The sequence below is a fragment of the Mesorhizobium sp. M8A.F.Ca.ET.161.01.1.1 genome (genome assembly GCF_004792105.1).
Lineage (GTDB): Bacteria > Pseudomonadota > Alphaproteobacteria > Rhizobiales > Rhizobiaceae > Mesorhizobium.
On record NZ_SRTD01000018.1, the window covers coordinates 71,127 to 95,010 of the forward strand.

General features: G+C 63.3%; 25 protein-coding genes. 13 read left to right on the plus strand and 12 right to left on the minus strand.

All coding sequences use genetic code 11. The features are described 5' to 3' along the window. Positions 1 to 45 precede the first annotated feature (45 nt). The 9 genes from EN804_RS29250 to hisB all read right to left on the minus strand — a co-directional run bounded on the left by EN804_RS29250 (position 46) and on the right by hisB (position 7,498). On the minus strand, positions 46 to 1,638 hold the full coding sequence (locus EN804_RS29250; protein WP_135921869.1) for a hypothetical protein: 1,593 nt from the start codon (positions 1,636 to 1,638) through the stop codon (positions 46 to 48). Between the two features lie 120 nt (positions 1,639 to 1,758). Then, positions 1,759 to 2,718, minus strand: coding sequence for a type I pantothenate kinase (coaA, locus tag EN804_RS29255; protein WP_127280827.1), 960 nt, complete (start codon positions 2,716 to 2,718; stop codon positions 1,759 to 1,761). Between the two features lie 24 nt (positions 2,719 to 2,742). Continuing rightward, entirely contained in the window at positions 2,743 to 3,066 is a 324-nt protein-coding gene (locus tag EN804_RS29260) for a phosphoribosyl-ATP diphosphatase (protein WP_127280828.1), read from the minus strand. A gap of 60 nt (positions 3,067 to 3,126) precedes the next feature. Continuing rightward, positions 3,127 to 3,921, minus strand: coding sequence for an imidazole glycerol phosphate synthase subunit HisF (gene hisF, locus EN804_RS29265; protein ID WP_189521938.1), 795 nt, complete (start codon positions 3,919 to 3,921; stop codon positions 3,127 to 3,129). Further along, positions 3,918 to 4,754: an arginase family protein gene (locus EN804_RS29270; RefSeq protein WP_135862737.1), complete on the minus strand. Its 837-nt coding sequence runs from the start codon at positions 4,752 to 4,754 to the stop codon at positions 3,918 to 3,920. Before EN804_RS29270 ends, hisF begins: the two co-directional genes overlap by 4 nt. After that, positions 4,751 to 5,500, minus strand: coding sequence for a 1-(5-phosphoribosyl)-5-[(5-phosphoribosylamino)methylideneamino]imidazole-4-carboxamide isomerase (gene hisA, locus EN804_RS29275; RefSeq protein WP_135921870.1), 750 nt, complete (start codon positions 5,498 to 5,500; stop codon positions 4,751 to 4,753). Before hisA ends, EN804_RS29270 begins: the two co-directional genes overlap by 4 nt. Before the next feature lie 265 nt (positions 5,501 to 5,765). Beyond that, positions 5,766 to 6,416 carry an imidazole glycerol phosphate synthase subunit HisH gene (gene hisH / locus EN804_RS29285; RefSeq protein ID WP_135921871.1) on the minus strand — a complete coding sequence of 217 codons (651 nt, stop codon included), beginning with the start codon at positions 6,414 to 6,416 and terminating at the stop codon, positions 5,766 to 5,768. Between the two features lies 1 nt (position 6,417). Then, the gene (locus EN804_RS29290) at positions 6,418 to 6,894 is read right to left on the minus strand and encodes a DUF2628 domain-containing protein (protein ID WP_135883876.1); all 477 of its coding nucleotides are present in this window, start codon (positions 6,892 to 6,894) and stop codon (positions 6,418 to 6,420) included. Between the two features lie 4 nt (positions 6,895 to 6,898). Beyond that, positions 6,899 to 7,498: an imidazoleglycerol-phosphate dehydratase HisB gene (hisB, locus tag EN804_RS29295; RefSeq protein WP_127871193.1), complete on the minus strand. Its 600-nt coding sequence runs from the start codon at positions 7,496 to 7,498 to the stop codon at positions 6,899 to 6,901. A gap of 232 nt (positions 7,499 to 7,730) precedes the next feature. Here hisB and hslV point away from each other — a divergent pair, with 232 nt between their 5' ends. From hslV to EN804_RS29320, 5 genes are all read left to right on the plus strand, one after another. Then, the gene (gene hslV, locus EN804_RS29300) at positions 7,731 to 8,282 is read left to right on the plus strand and encodes an ATP-dependent protease subunit HslV (protein WP_127279611.1); all 552 of its coding nucleotides are present in this window, start codon (positions 7,731 to 7,733) and stop codon (positions 8,280 to 8,282) included. Then, positions 8,272 to 8,790, plus strand: a complete 519-nt coding sequence (locus tag EN804_RS29305; RefSeq protein WP_135921872.1) for a GNAT family N-acetyltransferase — start codon at positions 8,272 to 8,274, stop codon at positions 8,788 to 8,790. The genes hslV and EN804_RS29305 overlap by 11 nt, the downstream gene beginning before the upstream one ends. A 7-nt stretch (positions 8,791 to 8,797) precedes the next feature. Then, positions 8,798 to 9,397, plus strand: coding sequence for a DUF2585 domain-containing protein (locus EN804_RS29310; protein ID WP_135921873.1), 600 nt, complete (start codon positions 8,798 to 8,800; stop codon positions 9,395 to 9,397). Positions 9,398 to 9,401: 4 nt separating this feature from the next. Beyond that, a complete protein-coding gene (gene hslU / locus EN804_RS29315) occupies positions 9,402 to 10,712 on the plus strand; it encodes an ATP-dependent protease ATPase subunit HslU (RefSeq protein WP_127871196.1) in 1,311 nt (436 codons plus the stop codon). A 172-nt stretch (positions 10,713 to 10,884) separates the two neighbouring features. Further along, entirely contained in the window at positions 10,885 to 11,844 is a 960-nt protein-coding gene (locus tag EN804_RS29320) for a DUF1402 family protein (protein ID WP_127280378.1), read from the plus strand. Positions 11,845 to 12,083: 239 nt separating this feature from the next. Here EN804_RS29320 and EN804_RS29330 read toward each other — a convergent pair whose 3' ends face one another. From EN804_RS29330 to EN804_RS29340, 3 genes are read right to left on the minus strand one after another with little or no spacing between them, the layout of a single operon-like run. Further along, a complete protein-coding gene (locus EN804_RS29330) occupies positions 12,084 to 13,313 on the minus strand; it encodes an FAD-dependent oxidoreductase (protein WP_135921874.1) in 1,230 nt (409 codons plus the stop codon). A 5-nt stretch (positions 13,314 to 13,318) separates the two neighbouring features. Beyond that, a complete protein-coding gene (locus tag EN804_RS29335) occupies positions 13,319 to 13,633 on the minus strand; it encodes a MocE family 2Fe-2S type ferredoxin (RefSeq protein WP_127280380.1) in 315 nt (104 codons plus the stop codon). A gap of 27 nt (positions 13,634 to 13,660) precedes the next feature. Then, complete coding sequence (locus EN804_RS29340; protein ID WP_135921875.1) at positions 13,661 to 14,752, minus strand: fatty acid desaturase family protein; 1,092 nt, start codon at positions 14,750 to 14,752, stop codon at positions 13,661 to 13,663. A gap of 164 nt (positions 14,753 to 14,916) precedes the next feature. On the opposite strand from EN804_RS29340, the gene EN804_RS29345 reads away from it, so the two are divergent. The 8 genes from EN804_RS29345 (at position 14,917) to EN804_RS29380 (ending at position 23,873) form a co-directional block, all read left to right on the plus strand. Next, complete coding sequence (locus EN804_RS29345; RefSeq protein ID WP_135883872.1) at positions 14,917 to 15,948, plus strand: LacI family DNA-binding transcriptional regulator; 1,032 nt, start codon at positions 14,917 to 14,919, stop codon at positions 15,946 to 15,948. Between the two features lie 191 nt (positions 15,949 to 16,139). Further along, a complete protein-coding gene (locus EN804_RS29350) occupies positions 16,140 to 16,820 on the plus strand; it encodes a hypothetical protein (RefSeq protein ID WP_245464532.1) in 681 nt (226 codons plus the stop codon). A 393-nt stretch (positions 16,821 to 17,213) separates the two neighbouring features. After that, on the plus strand, positions 17,214 to 18,155 hold the full coding sequence (locus tag EN804_RS29355) for a sugar ABC transporter substrate-binding protein (protein ID WP_015314570.1): 942 nt from the start codon (positions 17,214 to 17,216) through the stop codon (positions 18,153 to 18,155). A 109-nt stretch (positions 18,156 to 18,264) separates the two neighbouring features. Continuing rightward, complete coding sequence (locus tag EN804_RS29360; protein ID WP_135921876.1) at positions 18,265 to 19,341, plus strand: ABC transporter permease; 1,077 nt, start codon at positions 18,265 to 18,267, stop codon at positions 19,339 to 19,341. 2 nt (positions 19,342 to 19,343) lie between these two features. Then, positions 19,344 to 20,111: an ATP-binding cassette domain-containing protein gene (locus EN804_RS29365; RefSeq protein WP_023772158.1), complete on the plus strand. Its 768-nt coding sequence runs from the start codon at positions 19,344 to 19,346 to the stop codon at positions 20,109 to 20,111. A 116-nt stretch (positions 20,112 to 20,227) separates the two neighbouring features. Beyond that, positions 20,228 to 21,220: an inositol 2-dehydrogenase gene (gene iolG / locus EN804_RS29370; protein ID WP_135921877.1), complete on the plus strand. Its 993-nt coding sequence runs from the start codon at positions 20,228 to 20,230 to the stop codon at positions 21,218 to 21,220. 345 nt (positions 21,221 to 21,565) lie between these two features. Next, complete coding sequence (locus EN804_RS29375; protein ID WP_135921878.1) at positions 21,566 to 22,354, plus strand: SDR family oxidoreductase; 789 nt, start codon at positions 21,566 to 21,568, stop codon at positions 22,352 to 22,354. Positions 22,355 to 22,781: 427 nt separating this feature from the next. Next, positions 22,782 to 23,873: a 3-deoxy-7-phosphoheptulonate synthase gene (locus EN804_RS29380; RefSeq protein WP_135921879.1), complete on the plus strand. Its 1,092-nt coding sequence runs from the start codon at positions 22,782 to 22,784 to the stop codon at positions 23,871 to 23,873. Positions 23,874 to 23,884: the final 11 nt, after the last annotated feature.

Here is a 23,884-nt window from a genome sequence, read left to right on the forward strand (position 1 = left end):
CCCGCATTTGGCTCGTAGCAGGTTCGACGAACCTGCTACGAGCTGCTAGCGCGCCGCTGTATCGGCGCGGATGAGCACTGTCACCGAACCATTCTGGAGCAGCAAGCGGTAGCCCCGCAGCGCGTCTGCGACCGCTGGGTTGTCGCGAAGTGGCTTCGGCGGAGGGGGGTTGTCCGCGATCTTCAGCAATACCGGGGCACTGGGTACCGTCGTCCCATCGTCAAGGACGATGTCCGGCCGTTTGGTGGTCACTTCCTTCGCAATATCGAGAATGTATGTGTCCCGCAATGCTTGCAGTTCCGTCCGTGTGACCGGATCCCTCCCCGCCTCGATCAGCAGCCCGGAATCCCTGACCATCCACGCGGAGGGGTGACGACCGACAAGGCGGCCACCGACCGCCCGCACGAGTGGGTTGCCGACCTGCAGCCGAGAGCCGATCGACATGACGGTGGGGCGATCGACGGCGATGGCGATGGCGGCTGTAGCCGCGTCCAGATCGCCGCGAGGCTGCAACAGCGCTGAGACCTGTCCCTGAAGGGCGATCAGTATCAACAGAAGCAGGCCGAGCGCGGTTCCGGTCCTGGCCAAGATGGTCAGGTCCCGCCACGGCGGCCGCCGGACAAATTGGAGCAGGAACGCCAAGGCGCCAAATGTCAGGAACGGCAGCGCCTGATAGGTCCAACCCTTGCCCATCATGAGGAAAGCGGGGACATAAGCTGTCCCGGCCAGAAGCAGTATTTTCGCATCGCGATGAATACGGTCGGGGCGAGCCATTGCGAGCGTGGTCGCCGCCATTGCCAGGAACGCTTCGATCGGCCAGAGCGTCAACATATCAACGACCGGCGCGCGCATCGGCAGATAGACCTGACGCAGCAACGGCAAGACATCGGTGAAGAAGGGGCGCATGAAGACTGCGACCGCAGTCAGATAGATGACGGTCAAGATGCCGCCGACGATATTCTCCGTCGTCCAAAGCGGACGCAATGAGCGTCGTTGCAGCGCAACCACCAAGGCCGGCACCGCCAGCGCCAGCACACTGTAAGGAGGCTTGATCATGACGAAGACAGCGGCGCCGGCACCCGCAACGATCCGCTCGGCAGCGCTGCCGGCGTGGAAGTCCACTCTGTGATCGCGCACCGAGAACAGTGCCAGCCATGGCAGCAAGGCAATGACGGAAATCTGCTCGCGTTGGCCGAAATCCAGCGGCAGCAGGAACAGCACGCAAAACACCGCGACCGGAGCGAGCCTGGCGTATCGCTTGAGCGATTCATCGGCCTGGATGAGAATGCGGGCCGAAAACCAGATTGAAGCAACCGCCAGCGCCGCCAGTCCAACGCTCAGCCAGAGTTCCGCCGCGAGCCCGGTCAGCCGCTCCATGACAAGGAAGGGCAGATAGAGCCAGGTTGAAAACGGCGGGTTGGCCTCGGCAATATCAACGTAAAGGCGTTCGCCATTGAGGACGCGGTCGCCGACCGTCAGCAGCCAGGAGACGTCGACATTGACCGGTAGAAGAAGCGAGGTGATGGTCGCATAGGCGACGATCAGCAACGTTGCAGCGGCCGGAGCACCGAGACGAGACGCGGCCTGGCTGGAATTCAAGCTTGCCGGCTTGCCCGGGGCAATGAGCGGCGCATCCATGCCAACGGCCTTCACCACAACAGCTGATATGGCGGAGTTCTAGCAACCAATCGGTTAAGGGCGTTCTAATCGGACGCCAGTCGCATCGAAACGGTTCGAGCGGAACCGTTTTCTGAAAGCCTAGAGCTTGCGCAGCGCCACTTCCTCGACCAGGTGGTCGGCGCCCTTGCGCAGGATCAAGTCGGCGCGGGCGCGCGTCGGCAGGATGTTCTCGCGCAGGTTCTTCAGGTTGATGTTGGTCCACAGGCCCTCGGCGATTGCCTTGGCCGCATCCTCCGACAGCCGCGAATAGCGATGGAAGAAGGAGTCCGGGTTGCGGAAGGCGGTCTCGCGCAGCCGCATGAAGCGGGAAATATACCACTGGTGGATCAGCTTCTCATCGGCATCGATATAGATGGCGAAGTCGAAGAAGTCCGACAGGAAAGGCACGATCTTGCCGTCCTGCGGCAGCTTGCCCGGCTGCAGCACGTTGATGCCTTCGAAGATCAGGATGTCGGGCCGGTCGATGGTGACGAACTCGCCGGGGATGACGTCATAGGTGAGGTGCGAATAGACCGGCGCGCGGACGTCGGGCAACGCCGACTTGATGCCCGAGAGGAAACGCAGCAGCGCGCCGACATCGTAGCTGTCGGGAAACCCCTTGCGCTCCATCAGGTTTTCGCGGCGCAGCACCTCGTTGGGCAGCAGGAAGCCGTCGGTGGTGATGAGGTCGACCTTGGGGCTCGACGGCCATCGCGCCAGCAATTCCTTCAGCACGCGCGCCGTGGTCGATTTGCCGACCGCGACCGAACCGGCGATGCCGATGATGAACGGCGTCTTGGCGACATCGACGGCATTGAAGAAGGCCTGGCGCTGCCTGAAAAGAAGCTGGCTCGCCTCGACATGCGCCGACAAAAGCCGCGACAGCGACAGATAGATGCGCTTGACCTCTTCGAGGTCGACCGGGTCGTTGAGCGACCGCAGGCGGCGAAACTCGTCCTCGCTCAGCGTCAGCGGGGTGTCGGCGCGGAATTGCGACCATTGCTCGGCCGAGAAAAAGCGAAACGGGGAATATTTCTCGGTTGGCGCGAGCTGATCCATCGAGATACCTGCCCTCCCTCGCGGTCAGCCCTTGGGCCGTGACGCCTTCTCGGCGATGCCCGAACGCCCGGTGCGGCCTTCGAGCTCCCTGAGCACGTCGTTCAGCGGAACGCCCGCTATGCCGAGAACGACGAGCCAATGATATATGAGATCGGCGCTTTCCGAAACGAGGCCCTGTTTGTCGCCCTTGACGGCGGCAATCACGGTCTCGACCGCCTCCTCGCCGAGCTTCTGCGCCGCCTTGTCCATGCCGCGCGAAAACAGCTTGGCCGTCCATGAGTCCGGATCGCCGGAATGGGCGCGGTCACTGACGATTTTTTCCAGGTCGGAGAGCGAAAACTCGGCCATGTCAGTCTATCTTCTTGTTTAAGCCTGCTCTTTTCCGAAAGCCGGTTCAAGGAACATGCTCTAGGACCTGTTTCCCAGCGAGTCCAGCCGCATCGGCAGGCCGGCCGCGGCCATATGCGCCTTGGCTTGCGCGATGGTGTAGGTGCCGAAGTGGAAGATGGAGGCCGCCAGAACAGCCCCTGCATGGCCGTCACGAATGCCTTCGACCATATGATCCAGCGTGCCGACGCCACCCGATGCGATGACTGGCGCACGCACCGCGTCCGATACCGCCCGGGTCAGCGCGATGTCGTAGCCGGCCTTGGTGCCGTCGCGGTCCATCGAGGTCAACAGGATCTCGCCGGCGCCGCGATCGACCATTTTTCGCGCAAACTCGATGGCGTTGATGCCGGTCTTTTCGCGCCCGCCATGGGTAAAGATTTCCCAGCGGTCGGCTTCATTGGGCGCCGACACTTTCTTGGCGTCGATGGCGACGACGATGCACTGGTTGCCGAACTTGTCGGCGGCTTCGGCGACGAAATCCGGGTTCTTCACCGCGGCCGTGTTGATCGACACCTTGTCGGCGCCGGCCAGCAGCAATTTCCTGATGTCGGAGACCTGGCGCACGCCGCCGCCGACGGTCAGCGGCATGAAGCATTGTTCGGCGGTGCGGGCGATGACGTCGAAGATGGTCTCGCGATTGTCCGACGAAGCGGTGATGTCGAGAAAGCAGAGCTCGTCGGCGCCGGCGGCATCATAGGCCTTGGCTGCCTCCACCGGATCGCCGGCGTCGATGAGATCGACGAAATTGACGCCCTTGACGACACGGCCGTCCTTGACGTCGAGGCAAGGGATGACACGGGCTTTCAGCATCAGCGGCCCTCTATCGTGGCAAGCAGATCGTTGAGCAACTGGCCGACCAGCGGCGGCACCTCGGCCTGGGCATCGAAGGCCGGATCGTAAGCGGAAACGGTGATGCCGACGACCGGCACCGCAAGCGCCATGGCGCAGGCCGCGTGGCGCAGCTGCTCCGCGTTCGGTCCGCCTGATGTGACATAGCGGTTGGCCTGCAGCGCCTTGGGATCATGCACGTCGAGATCGAGATGCATGTGCACGCTGTTGGCGCCGGCGGCCTTCAATTGTTCCGTCGCTTGCGCCACGCCGGGGCATTCCGTCCGGATGACCGGCAATGTTTCGAGAAGTTTTTCCTCCGCCGGATCGAGATCGCGGGCGTTGACGAGCACGCAGCGCGCGGGATCGATCGGCCTGAAGCCGGGAATGGCCGATGCCATCGGGCGCCAGCACAAGCCGAGCACCGTCGACAGCGCCATGCCGTCGAGAAAACCGTATACGGACGTCTCGGGCGTGTTGAGGTCGCCATGCTGGTCGGCCCAGATGATGGCGTCGGCGCCTTCGCCGGCGACCGCGCCGGCACTGGTCAGGCAGTTTCCGGCCAGCACGATGGGAAACCGCCCCCTGTCGCGGGCGATGCGGACCTCGCCCGAGACGGCGTTGCAGACGGCGAAACCCGTGGCGATCTCGCGCTCCTGGTCGTCGCCGACCCTGCCGATATCTTCGACCGTGACGTCATGGCCGGCAAGGGTCAAGGCGTCGACCAGCCCGCCCGAGATCAGCGCGTCGGGCCCCTGGCCCATGCCGCCATGATAGTGGCCGCTGTCATAGGAGGCCAGGATGAGCGAAACCTTCACGACCGCGTCTCCGTCGCCGGCCTGACCTGCAGGATCGCCAGCGCCTCTGCGGGATCGATGCGGCCGTCATAGAGCGCGCGGCCCGAGATGGCGCCTTCGAGTTTTTGCGCGTCGGGCATGGTCATGCGCACGATGTCGGCGATCGAAGCCAGTCCGCCGGAGGCGATGACCGGGATCGACACGGCGTCGGCGAGATCGATGGTGGCGTCCCAGTTGATGCCGGTCAGCACGCCGTCGCGGTCGATGTCGGTGTAGATGATGGCGGCCACGCCGGCGCCCTCGAATTTCCTGGCCAGTTCGATGACGCCGAGGCTCGACGCCTCGGCCCAGCCTTCGACGGCAACCTTGCCGGCCTTGGCATCGATGCCGACGGCGACCTTGCCCGGAAATGCCTTGCAGGCCTGCCTGACCAGATCTGGATCGCGCACCGCCACCGTGCCGAGGATGACGCGGGCCAGCCCACGGTCGAGCCAATCCTCGATCTGCTCCAGCGTGCGGATGCCGCCGCCGAGTTGCACAGGGTTCTTCGTCGCTTTCAGGATGGCGCCGACCGCGGCGCTGTTGACGCTCTGGCCCTGAAAAGCGCCGTTGAGATCGACGACATGCAGCCACTCAAAACCCTGCTCTTCGAAGGCCTTGGCCTGCGCGGCCGGGTCGTCATTGTAGATGGTCGCGGTCGCCATGTCGCCGTGCTTGAGGCGCACGCATTGGCCGTCCTTGAGATCGATGGCTGGAAACAGGATCATACGGCTTGGGACTCCTGGAACGTTTGGGCGCCCGAATTGGCCGGTGGAGCGCTGCGATCCATCACAGGTCCGCGCTGCCCCTCATCGCCCTGCCGGGCACTTCTCCCCGTATAGAGACGGGGAGAAGGGGGCAGTTCCGGCCTCGTCGCCTCTTTCAGAATTGTCGAAAACATCGAAGACAGCGTTTTTCTCCCCGTCCTTATACGGGGAGAAATGTCCGGCAGGACAATGAGGGGCAGCGCCAACGGTCGGTGCGGATGGCTCATCAGGGCCTCCAGCGCAGGAAATTCGTGATCAGCGCCAGGCCCAGCGCCTGGCTCTTTTCAGGATGGAACTGCGTGCCGGCCAGATTTTCGCGGGCGACCGTTGCGGTCACCGGGCCGCCATAGTCGGCAACCGCAAGGACCTCGTCGGAGTTTTTCGCATCGAGATGGTAGGAGTGGACGAAATAGGCATGCAGCCCGTCTGGCCCGGTCGGAATGCCGGAAAACAGCGGGTGCCGACGCCTCAATTCGATCGTGTTCCAGCCGATCTGCGGAATCTTCAGCGCCGGATCGGCAGGCTGGATCTCCTTGACGTCACCCGATATCCAGCCGAAGCCGTTGGTGATGGTCTTCTCGAGGCCGCGCTGCGACATCAGCTGCATGCCGACGCAAATGCCCAGGAAAGGCCGGCCCTTGGCGATGGCGACCTCCTCGACCGCCTCCCACATGCCCTCGACGGCGCGCAGGCCGGCCGCGCAATCGGCGTAAGCGCCGACGCCGGGCAGGACGATGCGGTCCGCGGTGCGCACACGGTCGGCATCGGCCGTCAGGTCGATCTCGGCCGCGATTCCGGCCTCACGCGCGGCGCGCTCGAAAGCCTTGGTGGCCGAGCGCAGATTGCCCGAACCGTAATCGATGATCGCAACGCGCATCTCAGCGCCGTCCCGGAATGTGGGTCAGCCCCAGCGCCATGCCGGGCTGCGCCGGGCGCGCCAGAGCGGCATCCGGAACGATGCGCGGCGCGGGTGCCGCTTCATCCGAAAGACCTTCGACCTCAAGGGCATAGCGCATGTCGGCGTCCCCGAGCCGGCCGGCCTCGACGACGCCCCATTCATGCCAGCCGCGGCGGCGCATCGCCGCGATGCGCAATCCCTGGCCCTCCAGGCCGACATAGAGCGAGACGAGCAGCGACAGCAGCGAGCCGGCCACGCCGAGGCCAAGTTTCTGACCAAGCATCGAAAGCACGCCCATGATGACAAAGGCCAGCGCCGCTTCGACCCACAGCCGGTGCCAGGCAAGCCACAGCGGCGGCACCAGCAGGCCGAGCCAGGTGAAGCCGTCGCGGACCAACGTCGTCATGTCGACTTTCTCGCTGCGGCCAGGTGGCTCCATCACGACATAGGCGGTCATGAGGCTATCCCTTCAAAGAACCCTTGGTGGAGGGAACCGCGTCGGGCTGGCGCGGATCGCGCTCGAGCGCGGCGCGCAGCGCGCGCGCCACCGCCTTGAAGCAGGTCTCGGCGATATGATGGTTGTTGGCGCCATAGTGGTTGGTGACATGCAGCGTGATGCCGGCATTCTGCGCCAGCGCCTGGAAGAACTCACGCACCAGTTCGGTGTCGAAGGTGCCGATCTTGGGCGACGAGAACGAAACGTTCCAGACCAGGAAGGGGCGGCCAGAGACGTCGATCGCCGCACGCGTCAGCGTCTCGTCCATGGCAAGGTCGATCGAGGCATAGCGCATGATGCCGCGCCGCTCGCCCAACGCCTTGGTCAAGGCCTGGCCGAGCGCGATGCCGGTGTCCTCGACCGTGTGGTGGTCGTCTATGTGCAGGTCGCCCTTGGCCCTGACGGTCATGTCGATCAGCGAATGGCGGGAAAGCTGGTCCAGCATATGGTCGAAGAAGCCGACGCCGGTGGCGATGTCCGATTTGCCGGAGCCGTCGACATGGATCGACACCGAGATGTCGGTTTCCCTGGTCTTGCGGCTTGCATCGGCGGAACGGGGCGCCATCACTCTATCCTTGTGCCAGTGGTTCAGACCGCGACCGGTTCACGGGCCTCAAGCGCTCGCTGGCTTGAAAACGAGAGCCTTCTAGCAGCATGATCCGGCGATTGCCAGTTGCGATCCCGGCCGCTATCGAGCGGTTTGCAATCATTGGCCCCATGCATACATATGGCCGATCAAAGTCACTCGTACCGCGCCAAATCGCCTTTTAAAGGGATGGCGCTGCTCGGAGCAGGAAATGTCCAATGAATTGACCATGCATGCCACGACGATCGTGACCGTGCGCAAGGGCAACAAGGTGGTGATCGCCGGCGACGGCCAGGTCAGCCTTGGCCAGACCATCATGAAGGGCAATGCCCGCAAAGTGCGCCGCATCGGCAAGGGCGGCAATGTGATTGCCGGTTTCGCGGGCGCCACCGCTGATGCCTTCACGCTGCTGGAGCGGCTCGAAGCCAAGCTCGAACAGTACCCCGATCAACTGACCCGCGCCTGCGTCGAACTCGCCAAGGACTGGCGCACCGACCGTTATCTGCGCCGGCTGGAGGCGATGATGCTGGTTGCCGACAAGTCGGTCTCGCTGGCGCTGACCGGCAATGGCGACGTGCTGGAGCCCGAACATGGCGTCATGGCCATCGGTTCGGGCGGCAATTACGCGCTGGCCGCGGCGCGCGCGCTGATGGACACCGACAAGGATGCCGAGGAGATCGCCCGCAAGGCGATGCAGATCGCCTCCGACATCTGCGTCTACACCAACAACAATTTCGTCGTCGAAACGCTCGATGCCGCCTGAGAGGGTGGTGCCCTACGATTTTCGGCCGGTGACCAAAAAGGACCTGCCGATGATCGCCGGCTGGCTGGCCGAGCCGCATGTCGCCGAGTGGTGGAACGATCCGGAGACGGAAATCGCAGAGATTGCCGATCACATAGACAGCATTTCCGTCGAGCCGCTGATCGTGGAGCTCGACGGCAAGCCGATCGCTTATCTCCAAAGCTACGACCCCCATATGGAGGACGATCATCCCTATTCCGATCAGCCGTTCGGCACGCTCGGCATTGATCTTTCGATCGGCCGGCCGGAACTGGTCGGCATCGGCCATGGCTCGGCGATCGTGCGCCAGTTCGTCGAAGACCTGTTCGAGGAAGGCGTGCCGCGCGTCATCATCGACCCCGATCCCGCCAACATCAGGGCCATTCGCGCCTATGAAAAGGCGGGATTTCGGGCCATAGACCGCAGGCAATCGATCTATGGCGACGCCGTGCTGATGGCGATCGACGCCGAAGACGCGCAAGAGGGGTAATCCAGGCATGGCCACATCCAGCGAGGACAAGAGCCTTTCTGCTTACGAGGATAGCTGGCGGATGGGGCTGATTATCGTCGCCGGCCTGCTCGTCGCCCAGGCCGTCACGCTCTATCTCATGGGCCATCCGCCGATCTGCACCTGCGGTTATGTCAAGCTGTGGCATGGCGTGGTGAACAGTTCGGAGAATTCCCAGCACATTTCGGACTGGTACACCTTTTCGCACATCATCCACGGCTTCCTGTTCTATGCGCTGGCCCGGTTCCTGTTCCCGCGCTCGCCGATCGGCTTGCGGCTGGCATTCGCCGTCCTCATCGAGGGCGGCTGGGAAATCCTCGAAAACAGCCCGTTCATCATCGAGCGCTACCGCGCCGGCACCATCTCGCTCGATTATTACGGGGACAGCATCATCAATTCGGTGTCCGACACACTGGCCATGGTGCTGGGATTTGTGATGGCGCGAAGGCTACCTATATGGGTGATCGTCAGCCTCGCCGTCCTCTTCGAACTGGGTACCGGCTATCTCATCCGGGACAATCTGACGCTCAACGGGATCATGCTGCTGCATCCGTTCGAGGCCATCAAGCAGTGGCAAAGTGGAATTTAGTGATATGAGCACATTTTCTCCCCGCGAAATCGTTTCGGAACTCGACCGCTTCATCATCGGCCAGAAGGACGCCAAGCGCGCCGTGGCCATCGCCTTGCGCAACCGCTGGCGCCGCCAGCAGCTCGAAGGCCAGATGCGCGAAGAGGTGATGCCGAAGAACATCCTGATGATCGGCCCGACAGGCGTCGGCAAGACCGAGATCTCGCGCCGCCTGGCGCGGCTGGCCGGCGCGCCGTTCGTCAAGGTCGAAGCGACCAAATTCACCGAAGTCGGCTATGTCGGCCGCGACGTCGAGCAGATCATCCGCGACCTGGTCGAGATCGCCATCGGCCTGGTGCGCGAGAAGATGCGCGAGGACGTCAAGGCGCGCGCCCATGTCAACGCCGAGGAACGTGTACTGGAAACTCTAGTCGGCAAGACGGCGAGCCCGGCGACGCGCGACAGCTTCCGCAAGAAACTGCGCGACGGCGAACTCGACGACAAGGAAATCGAGATCGAGGTGGCCGACACCGGCAATGGCGGCATGCCCGGCTTCGAGATTCCCGGCATGCCGGGCGCCAATATCGGCGTGCTCAACATCAACGACATGCTGTCGAAGGCGATGGGCGGCAAGAAGACCAAGCTGCGCAAGACCACGGTGAAGGAATCCTACGACCTGCTGGTCGCAGACGAATCCGACAAGCTGCTCGACCAGGACGAGGTGGTGCGCCGGGCGCTGGACGCGGCGGAGAATGACGGCATCGTCTTCCTCGACGAGATCGACAAGATCGCCGCCAGGTCTGACATTTCGGGCGGCCCTTCGCGTGAAGGCGTGCAGCGTGATCTGCTGCCGCTGGTCGAAGGCACCACGGTGGCGACCAAATACGGGCCGTTGAAGACGGATCACATCCTGTTCATCGCGTCGGGCGCATTCCACGTCTCGAAGCCGTCCGACCTGCTGCCGGAATTGCAGGGACGCCTGCCGATCCGCGTCGAGCTGCGTGCGCTGGAGAAGGAGGACTTCGTCCGTATCCTGACCGAGACCGAGGCCAGCCTGATCAAGCAGTATATCGCGCTGATGAAGACCGAGGGCGTCGAGCTCACCTTCACCGACGACGCCATCGATTCGCTCGCCGGCGTCGCCGTCGACCTCAACGCCAGTATCGAGAATATCGGCGCGAGGCGGCTGCAGACGGTGATGGAGCGGGTGCTGGACGAGATCTCCTACGATGCGCCCGACCGCAACGGCACGGCCGTCACAATCGACGCTGCCTATGTCCAGAAGCATGTCGGCGACCTCTCCAGAAACACGGATCTGTCGCGGTTCATCCTTTGAACGGCAGCGCCGGACCGTTCCGGCGCGGGGTCCGGTGACACCTTCCGGCAGGAGCCATGTGTGGCCAGATGGTACCATCTGGCCACCTTTCGTCTCGCCGGATGATGACGCGCTCTCGACTCAACCAAGAGCAATACCCTAGTTTGCGCGGCAATTCTCTAGGCGGCGGCGCATGAAAAAACTCATCCTGGTCATTCTCGGCTTGACGCTGGCGGCGACGCTGTTCGCCGCCGATGCGGCGACATTGGTGCCGGCGGGAAACCGCAATGCCGAGCAGCCGGACATTCCCGGCGCCTCAAGCCGACGCACGCAGGCGACCAACACCACCTTCCAGGCGAAGTACCGCAAGGTCTACGCGCTGCTGCAGAACGACGCCGATCTGCGCGCCAAGATCAAGAAGGCGGCAAGCGCCTATGGCATCGACCCCATGCATATCGTTGGCGCCATTGTCGGCGAGCACACCTACAATGTCGACGCCTATGACCGGCTGCAGACCTACTACGTCAAGGCGATCTCCTATCTCTCGAGCAAGCTCTCCTTCGCCTATGACGGCGAGGACATCACCGATTTCGTGCAGCGACCGGAATTCAAGAAATGCGCCGCGATTTCGGACAGCTACGATCTGTGGGAATGCCGCGAACAGGTCTGGAACCGTTCGTTTCGCGGCAAGACAGTCGGCGGCGAGGATTTCCCCGACAACCGTTTCGGCGCCACCTTCTTCCAGCCCTACTATGCCGGCCAGACCTTCGGCCTCGGCCAGCTCAACCCGTTGACCGCCCTGCAGATGAGCGACCTCGTGCACAAGGTGTCCGGCTTGCCGAAGCTCGACGTCTCCGATCCCAACTCGGTCTACAAGACCATCATGGATCCGGACCTGACGCTGCCATATGTCGCGGCGACGATCAGGAAGTCGATCGACGCCTATAAGAGCATCGCCGGCTTCGACATTTCGGGCAATCCAGGACTGACCGCCACGCTCTACAATGTCGGCAATCCGGAGCAGCGGGCCTATGCGCTGAAGGCTGAAAACGGCAAGCGCCGCGCCGCCGGCGAGCCGGAGAAGCTGCCGGAAGAGAATTATTACGGCTGGCTGGTCAACGACAAGCTGCCGGAGCTCAGGGCGCTGTTCTAGCGGCTCCGGCGTGGTGGCATTAGCTCGTTGACGCCTGCGCCCCTCATTGCCCTGCCGGACATTTCTCCCCGTATTGTGACGGGGAGAAAGATGCTGATATCAATGATTTCGCCAATTTTTAGCGGTGCATGATGAATTGCGGCGAGGGTGCCACAGCTCCCTTCTCCCCGTTCTACGGGGAGAAGATGCCGGCAGGCAGATGAGGGGCGGCGCCGCCATCGGCGAGCCGATGCGACCGTTCAGGCCGCCAGCAACGCCTTCAGCTTGACGTCAGGCGATTCTAGCGCCTCCACCGACGGCTTCGCTCGCTTGCCGATCAGCATTTCGGCGAGCCTTATGTCGCGGGCCACCGCATTGCCCGGGCCGATGCCGCTGGCCGCCACCAGCCTGCCGTCCTCGGCCAGATGAAACAGGATGAAAGCGCCGTCGTCGAGATCGCGACGCACCGTGCTGCGGCCTTCGTCGGAAAGTCCGGCGATCTGCAGGGACAGGCCGTACTGATCCGACCAGAACCACGGCACCGCCGCATGCGCCTCGCCGGCGCCAAGCATGTTCCTGGCCGCCAGCGCGCCCTGTTCCTGCGCATTGCGCCAGGCTTCCAGCCGCACGCGGCGGCCGCCGTAGACGGCGAGCGGAAACGAGCAGCAATCGCCGGCGGCGAAGATGTCGGGATCGCTGCTGCGCAGCTCGGCGTCGACTGCGATGCCATTTTCGATGGCCAGGCCGGCTTCCGCCGCGAGTTCGGTCACGGGCACGGCGCCGATGCCGATGACGGCGAGGTCGGCTGATATCTCGCGCCCGCCGGCAAGCATCACTCGCACCTCCTTGCCGTCGTCGGCGATGGAGGCGATGCCTTGCCCGCAGACCACGTCGACACCCTCGGCGACATGCGCTTTGTGAATGATTTCGGCGATCTCGGCCGGAACGCCACGCATCAGGATGCGCGGCTGCGCCTCGATGACGGTGACCGAAGCGCCGAGCTTGCGCGCCGCCGCGGCAAGCTCGAGGCCGATGAAGCCGCCGCCGATGACGGCGATGCGGTTGCCGGCACGAAGATGGGCGCGAATGGCCAGCGCGTCGGCGAAGGTTCTGAGATAGACGCAGCGCCCGCCAAGGCCAGGCATCGGCAGCTTGCGCGGCGTCGAGCCGGTGGCGAGCAGCAGCTTGTCGTAGGGCAGCGCCGAGCCGTCGGACAGGCGCACCGTGTGCGCCGCGCGATCGATAGCCACGGCCTGGACGGAATGGATATGCCGGATCGATTTTTCGGCCAGCACCTCGTCGCTGGCGATCGCCTTGATTGCCGGCGCGTCGCTGGCCATCGCCTCCTTGGACAAAGGCGGCCTCTCATAGGGCAGATGCGGCTCGTCGCCGACCAGCGTCACCGGCCCGTCATAGCCGAGATCGCGCAAGGCAAGGGCTGCCCGACCGCCGCATTCGCCGGCTCCGATGATCACCATCCCGCGTGCCATGCCGGTCACCCGATCTGAACGAGGACTTTGCCGGCGTCGACCTTGACCGGATAGGTCTTGATGTTGACGCAGACCGGCGCGCCCCTGGCCGCGCCGGTCTTGTAGTTGAAGCGGCCATTGTGCTTGGGACATTCGATGATGTCATCCATCACCAGCCCGTCGGCGAGATGCACCTTCTCATGCGTGCAAAGTCCGTCGGTGGCGAAATACTCGTCGTCCGGGCTGCGATAGATGGCGAAGGTGCGCCCGCCATGATCGAAGCGCATCACGTCCTCTTCATCGATGTCACCGGCGGCGCACGCCTCGACCCAATCGCTCATTCAGTCCTCCCCTGGAGCCGTTCGATGTCATTCCGCCGCCGTGGCGACGGCGTCGTTGTGGAATTCCTCGCGGTATGGCCTGGCGGTCGGCGGCAGCTCGCGCTTGAGGAAATAATCCTCGTTGCGCAGCTGGCGGCGGAAGACCGGGATCATCTCGCGGTACCCGGCCAGGATCGATCGCGTCGGTGCCGGCAGATCGTGCTTGATCAGCGCATGCAGCCTGGGCAGCGCATGGTAGGGCACCATCGGGAACATGTGATGCTCGACGTGGTAGTTCATGTTCCAGTAGATGAAGCGGCTGATCGGGTTCATGTAGACGGTGCGGCTGTTCAGCCGGTGGTCGGTGACGTTGTCGGCAAGGCCGCCATGCTGCAGCAGGCCGACCATGACATGATGCCAGGCACCGTAGAGCCTGGGCAGGCCGACCAGCATCAAGGGCAGGAACGATCCGGTGTAGAGCGCCAGCGCGATGGTCGCGGCATAGATCGCCGTCCAGATGCGGGCAATGCGGATCGCCTTCTGCTGTTCCTGCTCGGGAATGAAGGTCTTCTCGGCCGCGCTGATGTTGCCGGCGGCATTGCGCAGCATGTCTGACATCGCGTGCCAGGCGTCAAGCACGCCGACAAAACCGAGGACGAGGCGCACCAGGTCCGGCGGCCGCATGACCGAAATCTCAGGGTCGCGGCCGACGATGATGGTGTCGGTGTGATGGCGCGTGTGGCTCCAGCGCCAGGTCACCGGATTGCGCATGATCATGAAGCAGGCGACCTGATAGACCGCATCATTCATCCACTGCGTGCGGAACGCCGTGCCGTGGCCGCATTCGTGCCAGCGTGAATCGGTGGATGAGCCGTAGAGCACGCCATAGGCGAAGAAGAACGGTACGCACCACCAGCTGCCCCAGAACCAGGCGCCGCCGGCGCTGCTGATGGCGAGGGCGGCCAGCCAGATCGCCGTGTCGCGGATCGCCGGACCATCGGAGCGCTGCATCAGCTCCTTCATCTGCTTGCGGGGAATGTCGGTGTGATACCACTCGGCCGCCGACAGGCCGTTTTCGACGGCAAGTCGGGCGTCGCGGCCGATCAGGCTATAATCACGCCGGGACGGCGCTGCGGTCATGATTGCCTCCCAAGGCAGGGGCATTCGCCATGCGAATGCCGATCACCACTGGTTTCATGCCTAGAAATAACGCCGCGCCATGATAGACTCAACGTCACAAAGATAGTTTCTATCATTTCCTATCAAAGTGGTATATCAATACCAGGCAATCGAACGGGGCGATCATGGCGAAACGGCCGACGATAACAGATCTGGCGCGCGTCTCCGGCGTCAGCGTCGCCACGGTGGACCGCGTGCTCAACAATCGCTTGCCGGTTCGCGAGGAAACGGCACGCCGCGTCTACGAGACCGCGACCGAGATCGGCTATCACGCGGCCGGCCTGATCAAGCAGCGTATGCGCCATGAATTGCCGGAATACCGGCTCGGCTTCCTGCTTTTGAGAGGCAACGATGTCTTCTACACGGAGTTCGCGCGGCAACTCGAACTCGCGGTGTCGCAATCGCAGCGCTTTCGCGGCGTCGCGATCATCGACTTCGCCGTTTCGCTGACGCCGGACGAAATCGTCGAGCGCACGCGCAAGCTGGCGGCCAAGTGCAAGGCCGTCGCCCTGGTCGGGCCGGATCACCCGGCGCTGACGGTCATTGTCGAGGAGATGAAGGCCAGGGGATTGCCGGTTTTTTCGCTGCTGTCCGACTTCGCCGCCGGCATTCGCGAGGGCTATGTCGGCCTCGACAACCGCAAGGTCGGGCGCACGGCAGCCTGGATGATCTCGAAAGCGGCGAAGCGGCCGGGCAAGGTCGCGCTTTTCGTCGGCAGCCACCGCTTCCACGGCCATGAACTGCGCGAGATCGGCTTCCGCTCCTTCTTCCGCGAACAGGCGCCGGACTTCACCCTGCTCGAAACGCTGGTCAATCTCGAGGCCAACCAGATCACGCAGGACACGCTGCTCGACCTGCTCGGCCGTCATCCGGACCTCGTCGGCTGCTATGTCGCGGGCGGCGGCATGGAAGGCGCGGTCGCGGCGCTTAGGCAGGCCAAGCCAGCAGAGATGCCAGCGGTGGTCTGCAACGAGATATCGGCGGTCTCGCGATCCGCCCTGGCGGACGGGGTGCTGACCATGGTGATCTCCACGCCGCTGGCGGCTTTGTGCCGCGAACTGCTCGATCTCATGGCGCACGCCATCGAGACGGGCGCGGCTAACGCTCCCGGCCAGACCTTCCTGCCGTTCGACATCTACCTGCCCGAGAACATCTAGCGAGCCAGGGCTTTCAGCGCGTCGCCCGACGGGGGCATCCAAATTTGACGCATTAATGATTGCTAATATATACATGCCCGATGGGCGGAGATGGGTTTGGGTACATCGCTTTTGGGAGCGACGAGCTCTATGCGCGTGGCGCGCTCTTCAGCGCCCTTCGCCTGCTTTACTATTGCCCGGATGCCAGGGTCATGGTCCTGACCGACAGGCCCTCCATTTTCGACGGCTATCCTATCGAAACGATCGAGCTAACGGCCGAGAGAAAGGCCGAGATGTCCTTCGGCAATCGATACAGGTTTGGCATCAAGGCAGCCGGCATCGTCGATTTGCTGCGGCGTTGCGAGCGCCTGTTCTTCATGGACACGGACATGTATCCGACCGGCGACATATCGCGATGTTTCAGGCGAATTACAGCGTTGTCCTCCATAATGTGGCGGTGCGAAGGGCGCCCAAAGGCCCCTTATCGAGCGCTCGAAGGCAAAGGGCTCTCAATTGGAGGCCACATCCTGACCGGAGATGAAACCATGTGGGCGAGCGGCGTCCTTGGCGTTCATCATAACAACATTCCTGCGCTGGAGCGAGCATACGCCGCCAGCGAGAGAGTCAGTGAAATCGTGCGTTTGCATACCCCGGAACAATTCTGCATCGGCGTCGCGCTATCACAGGATGGGCGAACGATCAGCCGCCAGCAGCTGCCTATCCGCAATTACACCACCACCGGAACAAAGCTTCACGCCCGAAGGCGAATTGGAGTTTTCTTCGATGTCAGCGGCAAGCTCAGCGTCGAACAGCAGGTGAGGCAGGCGGCGGGATACAGGGTCTGGAGAGCGCCGCTCGATCTCTTGCTGCAGAGAGACATCTGGCATTTCTGAACTGCCATCGCCTGTCGACGGCATCCAGGGAACGGACCTGGCGCGCTGATGCCATAGGCCTCGCCGCCGGCGCCGGGCGTGCGCCTGTCTGCTCCGCCGCCAACCAGCGGCATTCTTCCGGCAGCATCCGCACACCGTCGACGCGTCCGCCAAAATCGCACGTCCGGTTTTGGAATCGCCCTTGACGCCTCCCGACGGAATGGAATAAATATTTCATCGGTGATGTATTTTGGTCCTTACGTTCCGGGAACATCTGTTTCAAACAGAGGCTTTGGCGTTCCAGCAAACGGCAGGCGCCACCGGGGAGAAGACAATCGGGAGAGATTCCCCGGGGAGATCGGGGATTCCGGAGAAATCGGTGCAACCGGACACCAAAGTGGAGGAGAGATTAAAATGAAGAAACTGCTTTTGGGCGTCGCCTTCGCGGCGCTGATGAGTTCATCGGCCATGGCCGCCAAGATCGGCGTCTCGATGGCCAAGTTCGACGACAATTTCCTTACCGTGCTGCGCAACGGCATGATCGAGCAGGCCAAGGGCATGAGCGGCGTCGAGCTGCAGGTCGAGGACGCGCAGAACGACGTCGCCAAGCAACTCGACCAGATCAAGAACTTCGCCGCTTCGGGCGTCGACGCCATCATCGTCAACCCGGTCGACACCTCGGCCACGCAGGCAATGTCGGATGCGGCCGCCGCGGCCAAGATCCCGCTGGTCTATGTCAACCGCCAGCCGGTCAATGTCGACACGTTGCCCGACAACCAGGCCTTCGTCGCTTCCAATGAGGCCGATTCCGGCACGCTCGAAACCAAGGAAGTCTGCCGCCTGTTCAAGGAAGCCGGCAAGAAGGAAGCCAATGTCTATGTCATCATGGGCGAGCTTTCCAACCAGGCCGCCGTGCAGCGCACCAAGGACATCGACGATGTCATCGCCACCCCGGACTGCAGCTTCATCAAGATCATCGACAAGCAGACCTCGAACTGGGATCGCGACCAGGCGCAGAACCTGATGACCAACTGGCTGTCGACCGGCAAGAAGTTCGACGGCGTCATCGCCAACAATGACGAAAGCGCCATCGGTGCCATCCAGGCGATGAAGGCCGCCAACATCGACATGAAGTCGGTTGTCGTCGGCGGCGTCGACGCCACCCAGGACGCGCTTGCCGCCATGCAGGCGGGCGACCTCGATGCCACCGTGTTCCAGGATGCCGCCGGCCAGGGCGCGGGCGCGCTGGACGCAGCGCTGAAGCTCGCCAAGGGCGAGAAGGTCGAACACAAGGTCTATGTCCCGTTCCAGCTGGTCACGCCTGCGAACATCGACAAGTTCTTGAAGAAGAACTGAGCCGCGGACATACGGAGCGGCGCTCTCGCGTCAAGGCAGCGCCGCTCCTCTTCCCCTCGGCGCCTTTAAGGTGCTCGAGGAACGACCGCGGCTGACGGAGGATAGAAGATTGGCACAGACATCTCACGGCGTCGGCGGCGTCGGCTATGACGCCAGGAAGCGTATATGGCCGGCCGAATTCAACGTCTTCCTGGCGCTCGTCATCCTCGTCGTCATCTTCGAGCTGATCGGCCGGATCTTTCTCGGCGACAGCTTCCTGTTCAACACCCGCAGCGACGTCTCCGGCATCTTCAACGAGGCGCGGCTGCAGATCATCATCCTGCAGGTGTCGATCGTCGGCATCATCGCCATTGGCGTCACGCAAGTGATCATCACCGGCGGCATCGACCTGTCCTCGGGCTCGATCGTCGGCGCGACCGCCATGATCGCCATGAGCTTCGCCCAGGTCGCGACCGTCAACGGCAATCCCAATCCCAAGGCGATGTTCCTGGCGCAGGGCTGGACCGACCTGCCGGTGATCGTGCCGGTGCTGGTGGCGATCGGCTGCGGCCTGCTCGCCGGCCTCGTCAACGGCGCCCTGATCGCCTACACGCGCATCCCGCCCTTCATCGCCACGCTCGGCATGATGGTCACCGCGCGCGGCATCGCCAAATGGTGGTCGAAGGGGCAGCCGATATCATTCCCGACAGACAGTTTCGCGGCAATAGGCAAGGGCCTGATGCCGGTCATCATCTTCCTGTCGCTGGCCGCGCTGTTCCAGCTCATCATGACCTACACCCGATACGGCAAGCACTGTTACGCGATCGGCTCCAACGAGGATGCCGCGCGCATGTCCGGCATCAAGATCGCCAACCACAAGATCCTCGTCTATGTCATCGCCGGCATTCTCGCCGCGCTCGCCGCCGTGGTGCTCTCCTCCAAGAACCTCACCGCCCAGGCCGGCATGGGCGTGATGTACGAACTCGACGCCATCGCCATGGCGGTCATCGGCGGCGTCTCGCTGTCGGGTGGCCGTGGCTCCATCATCGGCACGGTGATCGGCGCGCTCATCTTCGGCGTCATCATCTCCGGCTTCACCTTCCTGCGCCTCGACGCCTACTACCAGGAGATGGTCAAGGGCGTGATCATCGTCGGCGCGGTTGTTCTCGATCAGTGGCGCCAGCGCATGCGGGCATTGAGGGCTTGACCATGTCAGACATCGTCCTGAAGACCGAAAACCTCACCAAGCGCTATGGCGGCGTGCATGCGCTGGAAGGCGCGAACTTCGAGCTGCGCAAGGGCGAGCATGTCGCCATCATGGGCGACAACGGCGCCGGCAAATCGACCTTCGTGCGCCAGATCACCGCCGTCGAGCAGCGGACAAGCGGCCAGGTCTGGTTTGACGGCAAGGAAGTGAATTTCGCCGGCCCGATCGAGGCGCGCGAGGCGGGTATCGAGACGGTGTTCCAGAACCTGGCGCTAGCCGACGATCTCGACGTGCCGTCCAACCTGTTCCTCGGCCGCGAAAAGGTGCTGTTCAATCTGGGGCCATTCTCGATCCTCGACCGCAAATACATGCGCAAGGCGACCGAGGCGGCACTGGTCCGCACCGCGGTGAAAATTCCCAATTTGTCCAACACCATCCGCCACATGTCGGGCGGCCAGCGCCAATGCGTGGCGATCGCCAGGACGGCCACCTTTGCCTCCAAGCTGATCATCATGGACGAGCCGACGGCGGCCCTTGGCGTGCAGGAAACGGCGCAGGTCGAAAACATCATCCGCACGCTGAAGGACAATGGCGAGCCGCTGATCCTGATCAGCCACAACATGCGCCAGGTGTTCGACCTCTGCGACCGTATCGTCGTGTTCCGGCGTGGCCGCATCGTCGCCAATCTGCGCAAGGAGAATACCGACGGGCAGGACATCGTTTCCTACATCACCGGCGCCAAGACCGGGGAGGCGGAACTCGCGGCCTAAGGGCCGGGCGCGGCGGCGATGGTCATCGCCTTCCCGTCGATTTGTCTTGACCGGAAAATCATCCAGCGCCCATGACCGGCGCCCCGCTTCGAACCATCCCCTAGAGGAAAATTTCCATGACTGTTCGCTTCGCCCTCCTTGGTGCCGGCCGCATCGGCAAGGTCCACGCCCGCGCCGTGGGTTCCAACCCCCAGGCAAAACTGGTCGCCGTTGCCGACGCCTTCGAGAAGGCGGCGAGCGAACTGGCGAGCGCCTATGGCGCCGAGGTGCGCACCATCGACGCCATCGAAAAATCGAAAGACATCGACGCGGTCGTCATCTGCACGCCGACCGACACGCATGCCGATCTGATCGAGCACTTCGCCAAGGCCGGTAAGGCGATCTTCTGCGAGAAGCCGATCGATCTCGACGTCAAGCGCGTCGAGAAGTGCCTGGCCGTGGTCGACAAGGCCAAAGCGACGCTGATGGTCGGCTTCAACAGGCGCTTCGACCCGCATTTCGCCGCCGTGCGCAAGGCGATTGACGACGGCGCCATCGGCACGGTCGAAATGGTCACCATCACCTCGCGTGATCCCGGCGCCCCGCCGCTCGACTACATCGCGCGCTCCGGCGGCATTTTCCGCGACATGACCATCCATGATTTCGACATGGCGCGCTTCCTGCTTGGCGAGGAGCCGGTGGCGGTCAGCGCCCATGCCTCGGTGCTGGTCGACAAGAAGATCGGCGAAGCCGGCGATTTCGATTCGGTCAGCGTCATCCTCGAAACCGCATCGGGCAAGCAGGCGGTCATCTCGAATTCGCGCCGCGCCACCTATGGCTACGACCAGCGCATCGAGGTGCATGGCTCGAAAGGCATGGTGGCGGCCGAGAACCAGCGGCCGGTGTCGATCGAACTGGCCAACGAGAAGGGCTATACGCGCCCGCCGCTGCACGACTTTTTCATGACCCGCTATCTCGACGCCTACGCCAACGAGATCGCCGCCTTCATCACGGCGGCGACAAAGGGCAAGAAGGCAGCGCCAAGCGGGGCCGACGGCCTTGTGGCACTGAAGCTGGCGGACGCGGCGCTGAAATCGGCGACGACAGGCAAGACAGTGCGCCTAGGCTAGACAGTAAGGTCGTCGATCTACAGGGCTTTATGACTAGCCGTAACATTCATCATGTCGTCATCCACCGGCGAAGCAAGGAGCGAAGCGACGCGGCGCAGACCCGAGGATCCATGCCGTTACATAGAAGCGGCTCCAACGGTTCAGAATTTTGGTCCGCTGCGTTCTTCGGCAGAGGTCACGGAATGGATCCTAGGGTCTCCGCGACGGAGCTTCGCTCCTGCTTCGCCCTAGGATGACGACGTTGGGGATGCTTCGACCAAGTTTCCCAACGTTGCGATAAGGCACCGAAGAAACCTCAATGAATCTCATGAAACTGTTGGCAGTCAAGAACCCAGGAGCAGAGCAATGAGCACCGATCGTAATTCACAGACACGCGCCATCGTCACCGGCGGTGCGCAAGGCATCGGCTTTGCTGTCGCCGAGGCATTGGCCGACGAGGGCTGCCGGGCGCTGGCGCTCATCGGCCGCTCGCAGGAGAAGGGCGACAAGGCTGTTGCCCATTTCAAGAAATCTGGCGTCGACGCCATCTTCATCAGCGCCGACGTTTCGAAGGTTGCCGAGTGCAAGCGCGCGGTCGCCACTGCGCTCTCGCATTTCGGTACGATCAACGCCCTGGTCAACGCCGCCGCCACCTCGGCGCGCGGCTCGCTGGTCGAGACATCGGAAGAGCTTTTCGACCAGATATTCGACACCAATGTGCGCGGCCCCTTCTTCCTGATGCAGGGCGTCGTGGCGCATCTGCTGGAGAAAAAGACCCCCGGCTCCATCGTCAACGTGCTGTCGATGTCGGCGCATACCGGCCAGTCCTTCCTGACGCCCTATTCGACCAGCAAGGGCGCGCTGATGACGCTGACCAAGAACGTCGCCAACGCCTATCGCTTCAACCGCATCCGCTGCAACGCCGTTCTGCCCGGCTGGATGGATACCGAGGGCGAGGACATCGTGCAGAAGAAATGGCACGACGCACCCGACGACTGGCTGGCGAAGGCCGAAGCGGCCCAACCGATGGGCCAGTTGGTGAAGCCGGACCAGCTCGCGCGGCTGATCAGCTACATGGTCAGCCCGCAATCGGGCGTCATGACCGGATCGCTGGTCGACTACGACCAGAGCATCGCCGGCTCGTCGCCGGAATAGTGCCGACGTTGCGGCTGGCCCTTTCTCCCCGTCACTATACGGGGAGAAATGCCCCGGCAGGGCAATGAGAGGCAGCACCGACTTTGACAATTACCGGTCCATACCCTGCCACCTCGCTTGTCTCTCCGACGTAGGCGCCGCCCCTCACCTGCCTGCCGGCATCCTCTCCCCGTATAGGGACGGGGAGAGGGGTGCTGTCATCGACGGTTTCGCCACCTGACCCTCATCGCCCCATCGACAAACGCCGCCGCTTCGACTATATGAGCGGCATGATCCACCTGTCCGCCACCTATTGGTACTTTAGCAGCTCGCTGGCGGCGGGAGGATTGCGCTCGATCTGAAGATTGCAGCAAACAGTCCGACAAGCCGCCAGACCTGGCGGCTTTTTTGTTTCAGCCGGCAGGTTCCCAAACAGGAGCAGAAAGCCGTGTTGACCACTACAGACGACCTTCGGGTCAAGGAACTTAGACTGCTGAGCACGCCGGAAGAGGTGATGCGCGAGATACCGCGCTCACTCACGGCGACACGCACCGTTGCCGCCTCGCGCAACGCCATCCACTCCATCCTGACAGGGGCCGACGATCGACTTGTTGTCATCGTCGGCCCTTGTTCCATTCACGATCCGGTTGCGGCCGTTGACTATGCCAGCCGTCTGGCGGCGCTGCGCGAGGCCCTGGCCGACCGGCTCGAGATCGTCATGCGGGTCTATTTCGAAAAGCCGCGCACCACTGTCGGCTGGAAAGGCCTGATCAACGATCCCGACCTCGACGGCAGCTTCAACATCGACAAGGGGCTGCGGATGGCGCGCAATGTGCTTTCCGCCGTCAACAATCTCGGCCTGCCGGCGGCGACCGAATTCCTCGACATGACGACGCCGCAATACATTGCCGACCTCGTCGCCTGGGGCGCCATCGGCGCGCGCACGACCGAAAGCCAGATCCATCGCGAGCTGGCCTCGGGCCTCTCCTGCCCGGTCGGCTTCAAGAACGGCACCGACGGCAATCTCAGGATCGCCGGCGAGGCGGTGAAGTCGGCCGCCCAGCCGCATCATTTCATGGCGGTGACCAAGGGCGGACGCAGCGCGATTGCGGCGACGACCGGAAACGAGGATTGCCATGTCATCCTGCGCGGCGGTGTCCAGCCGAACTATGACACGGCAAGCGTCGAGGCTGCTTCGGTGGAACTCGCCCGCATCGGTATCGCGCCGCGCCTGATGATCGACGTGAGCCACGCCAACTCCAGCAAGAAGCCCGAGAACCAGCCGAAGGTGGCGGCGGACGTGGCGGGCCAGGTGGCGGCGGGCGAGGAGCGCATCATCGGCGTCATGATCGAAAGCAATCTCGTCGCTGGCCGGCAGGATGTCGTGCCCGGCAAGCCGCTGGTCTACGGCCAGAGCATCACCGATGGCTGCATCGACTGGGCGACCACCGAGACCGTGCTGCACGGGCTTGCCGGTGCCGTAGAATGGCGCCGCTCGGCGCGGCGCGCCATGCTGGACAGTCGGCAAGGGGCCGCCTGACACGATGGCGA

Bases quoted from the DNA above. Each gene is read 5' to 3' on its own strand.
- EN804_RS29250 (WP_135921869.1), bottom strand. From the start codon at position 1,638: ATGGATGCGCCGCTCATTGCCCCGGGCAAGCCGGCAAGCTTGAATTCC.
- coaA (WP_127280827.1), bottom strand. From the start codon at position 2,718: ATGGATCAGCTCGCGCCAACCGAGAAATATTCCCCGTTTCGCTTTTTC.
- EN804_RS29260 (WP_127280828.1), bottom strand. From the start codon at position 3,066: ATGGCCGAGTTTTCGCTCTCCGACCTGGAAAAAATCGTCAGTGACCGC.
- hisA (WP_135921870.1), bottom strand. From the start codon at position 5,500: ATGATCCTGTTTCCAGCCATCGATCTCAAGGACGGCCAATGCGTGCGC.
- hisH (WP_135921871.1), bottom strand. From the start codon at position 6,416: ATGCGCGTTGCGATCATCGATTACGGTTCGGGCAATCTGCGCTCGGCC.
- EN804_RS29290 (WP_135883876.1), bottom strand. From the start codon at position 6,894: ATGACCGCCTATGTCGTGATGGAGCCACCTGGCCGCAGCGAGAAAGTC.
- hisB (WP_127871193.1), bottom strand. From the start codon at position 7,498: ATGGCGCCCCGTTCCGCCGATGCAAGCCGCAAGACCAGGGAAACCGAC.
- hslV (WP_127279611.1), top strand. From the start codon at position 7,731: ATGTCCAATGAATTGACCATGCATGCCACGACGATCGTGACCGTGCGC.
- EN804_RS29305 (WP_135921872.1), top strand. From the start codon at position 8,272: ATGCCGCCTGAGAGGGTGGTGCCCTACGATTTTCGGCCGGTGACCAAA.
- EN804_RS29310 (WP_135921873.1), top strand. From the start codon at position 8,798: ATGGCCACATCCAGCGAGGACAAGAGCCTTTCTGCTTACGAGGATAGC.
- hslU (WP_127871196.1), top strand. From the start codon at position 9,402: ATGAGCACATTTTCTCCCCGCGAAATCGTTTCGGAACTCGACCGCTTC.
- EN804_RS29320 (WP_127280378.1), top strand. From the start codon at position 10,885: ATGAAAAAACTCATCCTGGTCATTCTCGGCTTGACGCTGGCGGCGACG.
- EN804_RS29330 (WP_135921874.1), bottom strand. From the start codon at position 13,313: ATGGCACGCGGGATGGTGATCATCGGAGCCGGCGAATGCGGCGGTCGG.
- EN804_RS29335 (WP_127280380.1), bottom strand. From the start codon at position 13,633: ATGAGCGATTGGGTCGAGGCGTGCGCCGCCGGTGACATCGATGAAGAG.
- EN804_RS29340 (WP_135921875.1), bottom strand. From the start codon at position 14,752: ATGACCGCAGCGCCGTCCCGGCGTGATTATAGCCTGATCGGCCGCGAC.
- EN804_RS29345 (WP_135883872.1), top strand. From the start codon at position 14,917: ATGGCGAAACGGCCGACGATAACAGATCTGGCGCGCGTCTCCGGCGTC.
- EN804_RS29350 (WP_245464532.1), top strand. From the start codon at position 16,140: ATGGTCCTGACCGACAGGCCCTCCATTTTCGACGGCTATCCTATCGAA.
- EN804_RS29355 (WP_015314570.1), top strand. From the start codon at position 17,214: ATGAAGAAACTGCTTTTGGGCGTCGCCTTCGCGGCGCTGATGAGTTCA.
- EN804_RS29365 (WP_023772158.1), top strand. From the start codon at position 19,344: ATGTCAGACATCGTCCTGAAGACCGAAAACCTCACCAAGCGCTATGGC.
- iolG (WP_135921877.1), top strand. From the start codon at position 20,228: ATGACTGTTCGCTTCGCCCTCCTTGGTGCCGGCCGCATCGGCAAGGTC.
- EN804_RS29375 (WP_135921878.1), top strand. From the start codon at position 21,566: ATGAGCACCGATCGTAATTCACAGACACGCGCCATCGTCACCGGCGGT.